This is a genomic window from Clostridium sp. CX1, from assembly GCF_025398335.1.
GTDB classification, from domain to species: domain Bacteria; phylum Bacillota; class Clostridia; order Clostridiales; family Clostridiaceae; genus Clostridium_AM; species Clostridium_AM tanneri.
The window spans coordinates 1-13,614 of sequence record NZ_JAODOO010000024.1 but is presented as its reverse complement, the minus strand read 5'-3'; the positions used below and the strand labels follow the sequence as shown (position 1 = coordinate 13,614).

The 13,614-nt window shown below is 32.5% G+C and carries 15 protein-coding genes; 10 read left to right on the top strand and 5 right to left on the bottom strand.

Annotated elements, in window-relative coordinates:
* Nucleotides 1-55 precede the first annotated feature (55 nt).
* Together N4T77_RS18530 and N4T77_RS18525 are read right to left on the bottom strand one after the other, a co-directional pair.
* The gene (locus N4T77_RS18530) at nucleotides 56-586 is read right to left on the bottom strand and encodes a TlpA disulfide reductase family protein (RefSeq protein ID WP_261673353.1); all 531 of its coding nucleotides are present in this window, start codon (nucleotides 584-586) and stop codon (nucleotides 56-58) included.
* A 158-nt stretch (nucleotides 587-744) separates the two neighbouring features.
* Nucleotides 745-1,449 (bottom strand): cytochrome c biogenesis CcdA family protein, encoded by a 705-nt coding sequence (locus N4T77_RS18525; RefSeq protein WP_261673352.1) that lies wholly within the window; start codon nucleotides 1,447-1,449, stop codon nucleotides 745-747.
* A gap of 339 nt (nucleotides 1,450-1,788) precedes the next feature.
* Here N4T77_RS18525 and N4T77_RS18520 point away from each other — a divergent pair, with 339 nt between their 5' ends.
* The 4 genes from N4T77_RS18520 to N4T77_RS18505 all read left to right on the top strand — a co-directional run bounded on the left by N4T77_RS18520 (nucleotide 1,789) and on the right by N4T77_RS18505 (nucleotide 5,154).
* The gene (locus N4T77_RS18520) at nucleotides 1,789-2,475 is read left to right on the top strand and encodes a 4Fe-4S binding protein (protein WP_261673351.1); all 687 of its coding nucleotides are present in this window, start codon (nucleotides 1,789-1,791) and stop codon (nucleotides 2,473-2,475) included.
* A gap of 128 nt (nucleotides 2,476-2,603) precedes the next feature.
* Nucleotides 2,604-3,191, top strand: a complete 588-nt coding sequence (locus tag N4T77_RS18515) for a hypothetical protein (RefSeq protein ID WP_261673350.1) — start codon at nucleotides 2,604-2,606, stop codon at nucleotides 3,189-3,191.
* Nucleotides 3,192-3,628: 437 nt separating this feature from the next.
* Nucleotides 3,629-3,949 carry a heavy metal-binding domain-containing protein gene (locus N4T77_RS18510; protein WP_261673349.1) on the top strand — a complete coding sequence of 107 codons (321 nt, stop codon included), beginning with the start codon at nucleotides 3,629-3,631 and terminating at the stop codon, nucleotides 3,947-3,949.
* A gap of 116 nt (nucleotides 3,950-4,065) precedes the next feature.
* Nucleotides 4,066-5,154, top strand: a complete 1,089-nt coding sequence (locus tag N4T77_RS18505) for an NAD(P)-binding protein (RefSeq protein WP_261673348.1) — start codon at nucleotides 4,066-4,068, stop codon at nucleotides 5,152-5,154.
* Nucleotides 5,155-5,288: 134 nt separating this feature from the next.
* On the opposite strand, the gene N4T77_RS18500 is transcribed toward N4T77_RS18505, so the two are convergent.
* Both N4T77_RS18500 and N4T77_RS18495 read right to left on the bottom strand, forming a co-directional pair.
* Nucleotides 5,289-5,744: a MarR family winged helix-turn-helix transcriptional regulator gene (locus tag N4T77_RS18500; protein WP_261673347.1), complete on the bottom strand. Its 456-nt coding sequence runs from the start codon at nucleotides 5,742-5,744 to the stop codon at nucleotides 5,289-5,291.
* A gap of 34 nt (nucleotides 5,745-5,778) precedes the next feature.
* Nucleotides 5,779-6,114 carry a YnfA family protein gene (locus N4T77_RS18495; protein WP_261673346.1) on the bottom strand — a complete coding sequence of 112 codons (336 nt, stop codon included), beginning with the start codon at nucleotides 6,112-6,114 and terminating at the stop codon, nucleotides 5,779-5,781.
* Between the two features lie 134 nt (nucleotides 6,115-6,248).
* Here N4T77_RS18495 and N4T77_RS18490 point away from each other — a divergent pair, with 134 nt between their 5' ends.
* Together N4T77_RS18490 and N4T77_RS18485 are read left to right on the top strand one after the other, a co-directional pair.
* The gene (locus N4T77_RS18490) at nucleotides 6,249-6,932 is read left to right on the top strand and encodes a hypothetical protein (RefSeq protein ID WP_261673345.1); all 684 of its coding nucleotides are present in this window, start codon (nucleotides 6,249-6,251) and stop codon (nucleotides 6,930-6,932) included.
* Between the two features lie 17 nt (nucleotides 6,933-6,949).
* On the top strand, nucleotides 6,950-8,338 hold the full coding sequence (locus tag N4T77_RS18485; protein ID WP_261673344.1) for a flotillin family protein: 1,389 nt from the start codon (nucleotides 6,950-6,952) through the stop codon (nucleotides 8,336-8,338).
* Nucleotides 8,339-8,392: 54 nt separating this feature from the next.
* Here N4T77_RS18485 and N4T77_RS18480 read toward each other — a convergent pair whose 3' ends face one another.
* Complete coding sequence (locus tag N4T77_RS18480; RefSeq protein ID WP_261673343.1) at nucleotides 8,393-9,721, bottom strand: FMN-binding glutamate synthase family protein; 1,329 nt, start codon at nucleotides 9,719-9,721, stop codon at nucleotides 8,393-8,395.
* 301 nt (nucleotides 9,722-10,022) lie between these two features.
* Here N4T77_RS18480 and N4T77_RS18475 point away from each other — a divergent pair, with 301 nt between their 5' ends.
* The 4 genes from N4T77_RS18475 (at nucleotide 10,023) to N4T77_RS18460 (ending at nucleotide 13,584) form a co-directional block, all read left to right on the top strand.
* Nucleotides 10,023-10,595 carry a phosphatase PAP2 family protein gene (locus N4T77_RS18475; RefSeq protein ID WP_261673342.1) on the top strand — a complete coding sequence of 191 codons (573 nt, stop codon included), beginning with the start codon at nucleotides 10,023-10,025 and terminating at the stop codon, nucleotides 10,593-10,595.
* Between the two features lie 187 nt (nucleotides 10,596-10,782).
* The gene (locus tag N4T77_RS18470; RefSeq protein ID WP_261673341.1) at nucleotides 10,783-11,598 is read left to right on the top strand and encodes an MBL fold metallo-hydrolase; all 816 of its coding nucleotides are present in this window, start codon (nucleotides 10,783-10,785) and stop codon (nucleotides 11,596-11,598) included.
* A gap of 347 nt (nucleotides 11,599-11,945) precedes the next feature.
* The gene (locus N4T77_RS18465; RefSeq protein ID WP_261673340.1) at nucleotides 11,946-12,080 is read left to right on the top strand and encodes a hypothetical protein; all 135 of its coding nucleotides are present in this window, start codon (nucleotides 11,946-11,948) and stop codon (nucleotides 12,078-12,080) included.
* 115 nt (nucleotides 12,081-12,195) lie between these two features.
* Complete coding sequence (locus N4T77_RS18460; RefSeq protein WP_261673339.1) at nucleotides 12,196-13,584, top strand: peptide MFS transporter; 1,389 nt, start codon at nucleotides 12,196-12,198, stop codon at nucleotides 13,582-13,584.
* Nucleotides 13,585-13,614 lie beyond the last annotated feature (30 nt).

The window sequence follows — 13,614 nt, the reverse complement described above, 5'->3', positions numbered from 1 at the left end:
GTATAAAATATCAAGTAGTTTATACTGAACTTTTTTGCTAAAATATAACGTCGAATTATTTAATATTTTCTACATAAGCCTTCATTTGATTTAAAGTCATAAGTCCTGCACGCTTATTTACGATATTACCATTTTCATCGATAAAGTAAGAAGTTGGAATTGAGGATATATTGTAACTTATGTTAGCAACACCGTCTGGGTCTAGCAGTACCTTAAAGTTATAATTATTTTCTTTAACGAAATTTTCTACTGTAGCTTTATCCTCTCCACCACTAATTGCTAATATTACTAAATCACTGTTTTTCGTTTCTTGATAAAGTTTTTCTAAATCAGGCATTTCTTCTTTACAAGGCGGACACCAGGTTGCAAAGAAATTTATATAGACTTTTTTTCCTTTAAAATCACTTAAAGAAATTTCTTTACCATCAAGATCTTTAAGTTTAAAGTCAGGAGCTTTTGTCTTTACATTTTTAATATTTACACCATTGTTATTCTGAGTAGGTTTTTTACTATATATAAAGTAGTCATAAGAAGCTCCACCAATAAGTATAAGTAACAAAACTGCTAATAATATTTTCTTTTTCACATCAGTTCTCCAATCCATATTATTATGATTTTTTACAAGGTCTATATCCTATAATATCAATCAGTCATAAGCTTTGACTATATTAATGATTGACTGCTGTTATGTAAATATTAACATAATACAGCTGTTTTCAAGTGCAATTATTTAATATTTAAACTTTAGAAATTGATAAAATTAAGATAGCCACTTAGAATAGCAATCTTATTAGTAAAAATTAAAATTCCCATTATCATCATTAGCGTACCGCTAACTACAGATATTATTTTTAGATATTTTGGTAATCTACTAATTTTACTAGATAAATTTCCTACAGCTAAGGCTGTTAGAAGGAAGGGTACAGCAAGACCCAATGAATAAACAGTCAGAAGAAGAATTCCTCTTCCTATAGTGTCCATACTACCAGCATATAAAAGTATAGAAGATAAAATAGGCCCTACGCAAGGAGTCCAACCAGCAGCAAAAGCCATACCCATAAGAAATGATCCTAAGATTCCTTTGTTGCTTTTAAAAGAAATAAGTTTTTTTTCATGAGATAGAAGCTTAATCCTAAAAATTCCGGAAGTATGTAATCCAAATACAAATATTAAAATTCCAGCTGCTTTTCTAAATATACTTTGATTTTTAATTAATAACTGACCTAAAGAAGTAATTGAAGCTCCCATTATTATAAATATCATAGAAAATCCTAAAATAAATCCAAGAGATTTATTTAAAATATTTAGTTTAGCTTCTCTACTGGTATTTTCTTTTACAGACACCCCAGTAAAGTAGCTTACATAAGCAGGCACAAGTGGTAAAACGCAAGGAGATAAGAAGGAAATTAGGCCTGCAGCAAAAGCTAAGATTAGCGATACGTTATTCAAAAGTTCAACACCTTCTTTCAATAATAATGAAGAATTCTTTATATAAAGTAATAGAATATGTGGCAATATCCATATATTATAATATTGAGATATATGAATGTTATACAATGTAAATATTATAACATAGTGAATAGAAAAAAACATTAGATTCATAGAGGAGAGTTTTAATAAAATTTTAATTTAAGGTTAAAAAAGAGTTAATTATTTCTATAAAATGTCATATTGTATTCAAGACTGTAGTTTGAAGTACTTGACATTTAAAATAAAGGATATATAATAATATTTATAATATACCCTACAGGGGTATATTCGAGTAGAACTTTATTAGGAGAGTGAATTATGGATAAGTTTTTAAGGTTATGGAAAAAGTATTCCTTTACACTATTAATTGGTTTTGCAATATCAGGTATGTTTGATTTGAGATTGGCAGTAGTTGCTACTATATGTATGGTTGCACCAGTTTTAGTATCTTTCATCAAGGGAAGATTTTGGTGTGGTAATTTATGTCCAAGAGGAAACTTTTACGACAATATAGTATCAAGGTTTAGCAAGAAGAGAAAGGTTCCAGAATTTTTAAAATCTAAATTCTTTAGAATTGCTGTTATAATATTTATGTTTACTATGTTTGGGTTAGGTGTTAAGCAAAATTGGGGTAACCTTTATGGAATAGGTATGGTATTCTATAGAATAATAATGATAACTACTTTAATAGGTATAGTTTTGTCATTATTCTATAATCACAGAACCTGGTGTCACTTCTGTCCAATGGGGAGTATATCAGCCTTGATATCAAGCTTAAGAAAAGATAAAAAGATATTAGAGGTAGCTTCATCTTGCGTATCTTGTAAGATATGCCATAGGAAATGTCCAATGGGTATATCACCTTACGAATATAAAGGAGATGTTCTAAGCCATCCGGATTGTATTCAATGTGCCCAATGTGCAATAGCATGTCCTAAGAAGGCTATTGGATATGACACAGTTTCAGAAAGAAAAATTGTAAATGATATTAAAACTGCAAAATAGTTAAGAGCTTAAGCTAATTGTATAATTTAAGTATACATTGATAAAAATAGATTTGTTATTGGCTTTACTTTAACAAGTATTGTAAAATAAAAAACTTAAATTATAAATAGTAAAGCAGAGTGATTTTAATGAATAATAAAAAGGTTATAAGTAACATATTGTTTGTAGTTTTTCAGGTAATCTTATTAATAACAGCTGTTGCAAGCACTGTAACGAAAGAATGGAAAAACTTATTTTTATCTATTCTAAGTATAATATCTATTTCGATTCCTTTTGCAATAACGTATTTGGCTAAGAAGAGAAAGATAGATCTTCCAAGGAGTTTTCAGGTAGTAGTAATGGCGTTTATTTTCTCTGCACAATATTTTGGAGAAATAGGAAGGCTATATACTAAGTTCTGGTGGTGGGATTTACTTCTTCATTTTGTGTCAGGCTTTTATATGGTTATAATTGCATTATACTTAATTAAAGGTATATATAGACATAAACAAGGGAGTAGTAAAGAACGATTTATTTTCTTCAACACAATATTTGCATTTAGTTTTTCAATTGCATTAGGTACTTTATGGGAACTATTTGAATTTGTAGGAGATTATTTATTTAAAAGTAATATGGTAAAAGGTGGTCTTATTGATACTGCAACAGATCTTCTTGTTAAGGTTTTAGGTGCTTTTATTGCCTCTATTTTATATCATAGTGGAAAATTAAAAAAATAACATCATATAGGTATGGAGGGATGTCAAAATTCTAATGTATTATAAGTTATAATGAGAAAAAGTTTCAATATGAAAAAAACAGGCAATTTATTATCATATTGAAATTATAAAAATATCATTATGAAAAAATTCAATATGTAATTAAGATAAATCAATGTTTGAACTATTGGCATGAAAAATGCTATATAAAAAGGTGAATATAGTTTGAAATAAATTATAAAGCCCTATAACCCTAAAAATTAGTGCAGTCCCTCCTGCACTAATTTTTTTAACTATATTTAGCAAGTTGGTATAAAAAATCATGAAAAAACTTATTAGTATCTTATTAGGCATGATATGTTAAAACTTATCTCAATATATTTGCTTATAAAAATATAGTTATGGTAAAATATATATTTATATTCACAATTTTATAAATATATCAAGGAGGAGTAAAAATGATTATTACTACTACCAATAATATTGAAGGAAGAAAAATTATCGAGTATAGAGGACTTGTAGCTGGCGAGGTTATATCCGGTGTTGATTTTATAAAGGACTTTGCAGCAGGATTAACAAATTTCTTTGGCGGAAGATCAAAGTCCTATGAAACAGAATTGATAGAAGCAAGAGAAAATGCAATAGAAGAGTTAAGGCAGCGTGCTTCTAATTTAGGTGCAAATGCTGTTGTAGGAGTGGATATCGATTATCAGGTACTAGGGCAAGGAGGAAATATGCTCATGGTAACTGCAGCAGGTACAGCGGTAGTTATTGAATAGCAAAAAGCTATTACATCATATATTAAAGATGTAATAGCTTTTTAGTTTTTTAATGCTTAATAAATAGCCGTATTTAAACTAATAATAGTATAAAAAGGAGGAAAGAAGGTAGATTTATGAAAGTTGCTATTATGGGGGCTGGATTATCCGGACTAGCCTGTGCCATTATTTTAGAACAACAGGGCATTTATCCTACTATATTTGAAAAGAGAAGTAGAGTTGGTGACAGGTTTGTAAATATGGAGAACATTTTTAATATACTAGAAAGACCAGTAAGTGATTCTTTAAATTACTTGAAAGATACCTATGGAATAACCCTAAAACCAATAAGTGAGGTGCAGGAAATAACAGCACATTCAAAAAACAGAAAAGGACACTTAAAAGGTAACTTTGGTTATTCTAATATTAGGGGAAGACATGAGGACTCTTTCGAGAATCAGCTACTTTTAAAGATTAAATCCCAAATAATTTATAATTCTCAGTGTAGTTATAATGAATTGTTAAAGGATTACTCACATATTGTAATAGCCACAGGGAACGGAGACGACGCCGCTAGCATGAAAAATTACACACAGGATTTACAGGTTAGCATAATAGGTGCTACTATAGGTGGAGAATTCAATCCTAGCCATATTAGTACTTGGTATAATAATGATTTTGCACCTAAAGGATACGGATATTTAGTGCCTTTTTCACAAAGTAGAGCACAAATTTCTATTGCATATCCAGAGTATACAAAAGAAGATAGAATAGATAAGGATGAGTTGTGGAGTAGATTTTACCAAGAGGTTCAAGAAGATGTTGGAAATAACTTAAACATTACTGATAACTTTAGTATTAAAGGATATAAGGTAGGTATTTGTAAGAAGCCCAAGATTAACAACACCTATTTTACAGGAAACTGTTTTGGTGCTATTATGCCTGCCTACGGGTGCGGGCAAATTCCAGCTATGTTAACGGGTATATATGCAGCTTTGGATATATGTAGAAAGGGAAGTTATGATGAATTAACTAAGCCACTTCGACAATCCTACGAAGATTCGCTAGTACTTAGAAGAGGTTTAGAAAAACTGGATAATGATAAACTGGATGTTTTAGTTTCCATACTTAACAGAAATCTGACTAGTCGAGCCTTAGATAAAAGTGTTGAGTTTAATTTTTTAAAGTTAATAAGCAAGCTCTTAAAACCTTTTATAAGGGATTAGAAATATATACTTTTAGAAAAAAGATATAGGAGAGTGTTATTGATACATATTAGTTTGCATAATGCTTTTTTTGATTTGCTTTATCTACATCCAAATATTAAATGAATAGTGGAATGAGATTACAAGTCATTCCACTATTTGAGAAAATCTTTTTCATAACTTATAGTAGCGTCCTTAAGTTTATTGAAGGAAATAAGGAATTTTTCTGTTTCTTCTATGCCTAATTCATCTAGAATTTTGGAAAGATGTTGGGTTTTAATATCTCTAATCCGCTTAAAGTCCGGACAGTTTTCAGATAGAAATATTCTAACAGTTCTACGATTTTCTTCAGGAATTTCTCTTATTAGGTTGCCATTTTTCTCTAGACGATCTACAATTCCAGAAACGGTGCTTTTGGATAAGCTCAATCTTTTACTTAATTCATTTAGGGTGATCCCTGGATGTTCAGATAGAATATTTATAAGCATTATTTGGGGAACTGTGAAACCCAAGTCATCTGCTTCTTTTGTTATATGGCCTTTTAAAATTTTGCTTAACAATCTAAATATATCTATAATTTCCTCAGCATAATTGATTAGTTGTTGATTCACCATGCACCACTCCTTTACCTATTTGTTTGTATTGTTATCCTCGTGGAGAATACATAATTATTAGTACTCCAATGAGAGCGATAAATCCACCAATTAAATCAAATCTATCAGGAACTATGTTATCTATCTTCCATCCCCATAAAATTGAAAGAACTATGAAAATTCCACCATAAGCGGCGTAAACTCTTCCGAAGTTAGAGTTAGGCGGTTGAAGAGTTGGTACAACTCCGTAGATAATTAAAGAAATAGCACCAGCTAATCCATACCAAAAACTTTTACCATCCCTTATCCACATCCACACTAAGTAGCCTCCACCTATTTCAAATAATCCAGCTAGTATAAAATAAAATATTGATTTAATAATTTCCAAGTGCATTGCTCCTCTCTTGTTATTCTTTACTTAAATACATGATAATAAATTATCATATTATGGAATATTTATCTATAGGTAGTCTAAAGATAAATAGGGAAAAGGCTGAATTTATAAATAAACAAAATTATTTAATGAGAAAAGCAAGATGGTTTACAGTTTTATGGTATAATGGTATTGAATGGGAAAGGGGGAGAGTTATGATAGAATGGTGGAATGGTATACCAGTCTTCGAAAGGTTTTTTTGGATAGTGGCTTTTCCTTCCAGTATTATTTTTGTGATTCAGACTATTATGACTTTATTGGGAGTAGAGAATGGACATGACTTTGAAGTGCATAATTTAGATATGTCTCAAGATTTTCATGAGCATAGTATATTGGGCAATGAAAATTCATCAGGTATTTTAGATGTTAAATTTAAATTATTTACAATAAGAAGTATAACTGTATTTTTTACCGTGTTTTCATGGGCAGGAATTGTAGCTGAAAGGCATGGTAAAGAGCATTTGACTTCATTGCTAATAGCTATGTCCTTAGGATTTATAATGATGTTTGTTGTTTCCTTTATATATTACTTTGTTCAAAAACTTACAGAAGAAGGAAACATGGATATTAATAATGCCATTGGAAAAGAAGGAGAAGTTTATTTAACCATACCAAAACAGGGGGAAGGCTCAGGAAAAATACAGGTAGTGGTGCAAGGGGTCTTAAGGACTATGGATGCTGTTACTTATGGAGAAAAACTGACTACAGGAGAGAAAGTAATAGTTATTAAAGTTGTTGATAACCAACTTTTGTTGGTTGAAAAAATAAACTAAGTTAGGGGGATTTGCTTGTGGAATTTTCTTCAATTATACTAATTTCAGTTATTATAGCGGTAATTTTTATTACTGTTATTTCAGTAGTTTCCAGGTATAAAAAATGTCCATCAGATAAGGTTCTTGTAGTTTACGGTAAAACTGGCAAAGGGAACGACGGAGCTTCTCGTTCTGCCAAATGTATACATGGTGGTGCAGCATTTATTTGGCCTGTAATTCAAAGTTATGAGTTTTTAGATTTAACTCCTATTTCTATAGAAGTAAATTTAACCAATGCCTTAAGTAAACAAAATATAAGGGTTGATGTTCCTTCAAGGTTTACTGTAGGTATTTCTACAGAACCTACCATCATGCCTAATGCAGCTGAAAGATTGCTAGGATTACAACTAAGAGATATTCAAGAACTTGCTAAAGATATTATATTTGGTCAGCTAAGACTGGTTATAGCTACAATGGACATTGAAGAAATCAATTGTGATAGAGATAAGTTTCTTGCTAATGTTTCTCAAAATGTTGAAGCAGAACTTAAGAAAATAGGTTTAAAACTTATAAATGTTAATGTAACAGATATTAAGGATGAATCTGGATATATTGAAGCCCTCGGTAAGGAAGCAGCAGCTAAAGCTATAAATGATGCAAAAAAATCTGTTGCAGAGAAAAACCGTGACGGAGCTATAGGTGAGGCTAATGCTAAACAAGAAGAGAGAGTCAGTGTATCAGAAGCAAATGCTAAGGCGCTGCAAGGGGAGAATTTAGCAAAAATAACTGTTGCTAACTCAGAGGCAGAAAAGAGAGAAAAGGAAGCGGAAGCAAACAGGAGAGCTATAGCTGCAGAAAAGGTTCAGGCAGCAAAGGCGTTAGAGGAAGCATATATAGCAGAGGAGCTAGCAGAGAAGTCTCGTGCTGAAAGAGAAAGAGCAACTAAGGAAGCAGATATTATAGTCCATGCAGAAATTGAAAAAAGAAAAGCAGAAATTGATGCTGAAGCAGAAGCGGAGAGAATCAGAAGACAGGCAAAAGGGGAAGCAGATGCGATACTTGCTAAGATGGAAGCGCAGGCTAAAGGTACAATGGAAATACTAAGTAAACAGGCAGAAGGTTTTAAAAGGATCGTAGAGGCAGCAGGAGATGATGCACAAAATGCAGTAATGCTTATGATGGCTGATAAAATGGAGGAACTTGTTAAACTTCAGGTTGAGGCTATTAAAAATATTAAAATTGATAAGATTACTGTTTGGGATAGTATGGGCGGTAATGGAACACCAGCTACTGCTAATTTTCTTTCTGGAATGATGAAATCTATCCCACCACTAGAGGATGTTTTCAAAACAGCTGGCATGGAACTGCCAAAATATTTAAAAGGCGACTTGCTCAAAGAAGAGCAGAGAGATGAAGTAGAGATATAAAACAGGAGAGTTCATTAATTCCCAAGGGTAAATTAATGAACTCTCCTTAAGTATTTAAGAAGGATAACCAGCGTAGCCTATTCCTAAAACCTCTGAGAGTTCCTTATCAACGGAAACTAAATCCTTAGAATTCAGCTGGTTTATGTTATCCTTTCCCATTGCAATTAATACTAGCTTCATCTCTTCTACAGAAGAAGTTAAAAAATTAGCTAATGTTTCAGCGCCTCTATCAATATCGAGCCTGTCTGTTAGCTTTCCATTATACAGCACCATTTGTGGAGCAGGATATTCAGGAAGAGCCTTAGTAATTTGACTTTGAATTAGTGCCATAAGTGCTATTGTTCCTATATAAACTGCATTAGCACCAAGGGCTAATGCTTTAACAAAATCTCCAGGTGTTTTTAAACCGCCAGTTATAATCAAGTCATACTTATTCTTTACACCCTTACTATCCAGGTATTTTGCTGCCCTTGATAGAGAATACAATGTTGGAAGTCCTACATCATCCTGCAGAGTAACCATAGATGCTGCGGTACCACCTTCGGAACCATCGATTACTATAAAATCTACATTTGTTTGTAAAATTACGTCTAATTCCTTTTCAATGTAATGAGTACCTGCAATTTTAACTCCAATAGGCACATCATACTGAGATTTTAAATTATTTAACAAGTTAATGATATCCTGCGAACTGTTTATACCTTTAAATCTTGCTCCACGAATTCCGTCTTGCCCATGTTTTAGGTGCCAAGTTTCTCGCATGTGTTGTCTTATTTTATCTGCCTTAATATTAGCAGGTAATGCACCGCCCCAAGCACCCTGACCTAGTTGCACCTCTATAGCATCAAGTCTTGAAAGTTGATCTTTTGTATTCATTACTTCATATCGATTATATTGACCTATAAGAAGGCTGGCACTTTCTCTTTCCTCATTTGAAAGAGCAGATTCACCTGTATTAGTAGCTGTACCTACTTTACTAGCAGCTTTTGCTAATGAAACCTTTGCATCAAGACTTAAGGAACCACCATAGGACATTGCTGAAATCATTATAGGCATGCTTAACTTTAATGGTTTTTTTGCATTTTTTCCTATTGTAACTTCTGTGCTTATAGTAGTGTTATCAGCTGTAGGCAGTGAAAACAACTGAGTAGGATTTAAGAAAAGTTTACTCCAGTAGGAATGCACATTAGGACTTCCTAAAGGGCGTTCAAGTGCTTTTCCCAGTTCTCCTCTCAAACAAGCTTCTAGTGCTGCATGAACTGTTACCTTTTGTGCAGTTGTTACTGTGTCAAAAAGATTTTCACCGTACTGAGTTGTAAGTAACTTTGGAAGCATATTGTCAATTAAAGCATTTGAAACGTATCCTGTAATACCTTCAATCATGAAAATTCTCTCCTTTAAACTAGTAGTATTTATTTTATTATTACTTTTTTATAAGCTAGTTATTCTTAATTATAGTTATCACTAAAGAAGATTATCCAGGAACCTACTACCTTGCTTCCAAGTTGTTCTTAATTATAGTTACCACTAAAGCTAAAATTAGGAATAAATAATCCATTAATTACTCCTCCAATGACAATAAAAAGTACTACTATAAGTAAAAAAAATATTGTATTATATATACTATCAGGAAGAGGTTATTAAAATGAAACCTTATATTTAGGATAAAGGGGAGGTAATTGTGATGCAAAGCCTACAAAATATGGACCTAAATTTGCTAAGGTTTATCCATGATAATTTGCAAAATCCTATACTAGATAGAATAGTACCATTCATAACTTATTTGGGAAATGGAGGCATACTTTGGATCACTATAACAGTTGCTTTAGTGATTACCAAAAGGTATAGAAGGATTGGATTAATATGTGGACTAGCATTATTGGTGAATACTATTATTGGAGAAGGAATATTGAAACATTTATTTCAAAGACAGAGACCTTTTGTACTAGTGCCAACTGTTGATTTAATAATACCTAAGCCATCATCATACTCTTTTCCGTCAGGGCATACATCAACAGCCTTTGCTGCTGCAGGTATACTAGCAACTCAGTTTAAAAAATATAGATTGCCGATTACTATACTAGCGGTGCTGATAGCCTTATCAAGACTATATCTCTTTGTGCATTATCCATCAGATATCTTAACAGGAGTTATAGTGGGATTATTTTCCGCAAAGATAGTGCTAAGATTTTATCCATCAGATAAAAAATATAAATTGGGAGTTCCTAAACAAGGCTTTACTATAAAAGAAGACTGATGATTATATATTTTGACATCAGTCTTTTAATATTGGTTATATAACCATGTTTTGAAAATAACAAACTTGTGAAGAAGTTGACAAGGCTATTGGATAGTTAAAGCTTCTAGTAATATAGTGATTTTAATATGCACATAATATCTATAGAATATGAGTAAATTAAAGTTATTTACTGGAGGTATTTATAATGATAACTGAAATGCTTCACAAAATATCTAATGTTACCATGAAATCCGAACAAGTTACAGAAGACATTGTACTTTTACAATTTACTATTGTTAATGCCTGTTTAGTAGGAAGTAAAGATGGATTTGTTCTTGTGGATACAGGTATGGAAAATTCAACAGATTTTATTTTAAAAGAGGTATCGGAAAGATTTGGTAAGAATACTAAACCGAAAGCAATTATACTTACTCATGGTCATTTTGATCATGTGGGATCAGTGATTAATTTAGCAAATCATTGGAATATACCAGTATACGCTCATCAGTTAGAGCTTCCTTATCTTACAGGGAAGAAGGACTATCCTCAAGGAGACTCAACAGTAGATGGTGGATTGGTATCAGAAATGTCTTCAGCCTTCCCGCACAAGGCTTTAAATCTAGGTGATAAGATTCACTCTTTACCACAGGATGGAACAGTGCCTGGTATGCCAGAGTGGACCTGGATACATACACCGGGACATACAGAAGGGCATATTTCATTATTTCGTGATAGAGACCGTACAGTTATAGCAGCAGATGCCTTCTGTACTTTAAAACAGGAATCACTATTCTCCGTGCTTAGCCAAGAAGAACAGATAAGTGGACCACCTAAATATTTAACTACAGACTGGAAGGCAGCAGAGCAATCAGTGAAAAAAATTGCAGAATTAAAGCCGGCATTGGCAATAGTCAGTCATGGTTTACCAATGAAGGGAGAGAAATTAAGAGAACACCTACTAATGTTAGTTAATGACTTTAAAGAAATTGCGGTACCAGAACAGGGACGCTTTGTAAAATAACATAAGTTAAATTTTTAATTAGCAAATTCTAAGTTTCAGATATGAGAAAAGTCTTTAATTGTCATTATAATAGACATATTAAACCATAACCATAGGTAAACTCTGTCAGAAGCTTAGAATTTTGTCTAATAAGAGGTTGATATTTTAAATTTACTTGACAAAATAATGCTATATCATATAATTACATTGTGAGTTAAATCTTGCAGTGCTTAAAACAAAATTATGGTAATGATAAAGGTCAAACTATTAGTACTAAGAAAAAAGTTTAATTAACATTAAGTACAACTAATTTATCAGTATAATATGAGAAAGTTGCCATAGACTAGTTGGTGAAAACGTTTTTCTTGTTGAAGGAAAGTATTCCAGATTACACCAAAAAAGTTGAAGCAGAAAATTTGTATTTTTATGCAGTTATCTATGCTCCAATATATTCGTATGTCATAAATACGGAAGAGCTTAACGGTGATGAAAAACTATATTAAATAGTTATCATAAACTTGTGTACGAGAAATTAGCAGAGCACCTAAGTGATGGATAGAGGGTGTGGCTGAAATCCTATACAGGAGAAATAAAAAATATATTCAAAGGAGGAAAATTATGAGTGAAACACTAGCAAAGAACAAACGTCCTTTTGGTTTCTATGTTTGTTCAATATCATTCATGTTAGAAAGAATGGCATATTATTCTGCCAAGTATTTAATTTTCGTTTTTGTTGCTGCTACGGTGGTAACAGGTGGATTAGGTCTCACAAAGGTTGAGGCTGCACTTATTCAATCAAATCTTGTTGCTTTTACTTACCTTGCACCTATTGTTGGTGGATACATTTCCGATAGATATATCGGCGCTAGATACTGTATTCCTGTTGGATTAGCTTTGATGGCTGTGGGATACTTTGTAGGTGGATTCGCAACCAGTGTTACAACTATGAATATAATGGTGGCCCTTGTAGCCATTGGTACGGGCCTTTTCAAAGGTAATGTTTCCGCAATTAACGGTTCTTTATTTGAAGATGAGAAACAGCTGGATTCAGCATTTTCAGTTCAATATTCCTTTGTTAACTTGGGATCCTTTATTGGAACAACATTTGTTGGTATTCTTGTAGCAACTACTTTTGCAAATGGTGCTATTCAGGGATTTAGACCTGCGTTTCAAGTATGCGGTGCCATCTGTCTTATTGATGCTTTATGGTTTCTTTTTGGGACAAGATTTCTTGGAGAAGTAGGTAAAAAGCCTTTTAAAGAGGGTAAACACGTTGAAAAGAAAGTTGAAACTGAAGTCAAGCCATTAACAAAAGTGGAGAAAAGAAAGGTTTTTGCAATTGTCTTAGTATCTATGTTTTCAGTTGTATTCTGGGTATTCTGGTATCTAACTTATTTGGCTGTTTACGATTACGGCGCTCAGTTCGTTAACATGAATCTAGGTAGCTTTGCAGTGCCTCTTTCATGGTTCGACTCTCTAAATGGTTTGGTATGTATTGCTCTTGGACCAGTATTAGCCGCATTGTGGTTTAAGCTTTCCAAGGGTCCTAAGGGTGATTTAAGTTTATTCAAAAAGTTAGCGCTAGGACTTGGTTTTCTAGGAATGTCGTTCTTGATGCTTGTATTTGCAGAACTTTCAAGAGGTGTAGGGGCAGCAGATACATCTAAGGCAAGCATAGTTTGGATCATAGCATTTGGTATACTTCTTAGTATAGGAGAAATGTTGTTCTCACCACTTGGAAATTCCTTTGTTACTAAGTACGCACCAAACAAAATCTACTCAGTATTAATGGGAGTTTGGATTTTTGCTACCTTTGTTGCAGGTAAATCCTATGGATACCTGTATGCTATTGCTTCAAAATATCCAATAATGCAGTCCTATGTTATCATTCCGGTCATCTTATTTGTATGTGCAGCATTACTGTTCTTATTTGATAAGAAGCTTGTAAAACTGTTAGAAGATAAAGACTCTGGTAATAATGATAACGACATAGCTGAAACTGCATAAATGTTAATATAACAGTTCTACTTTATAAAA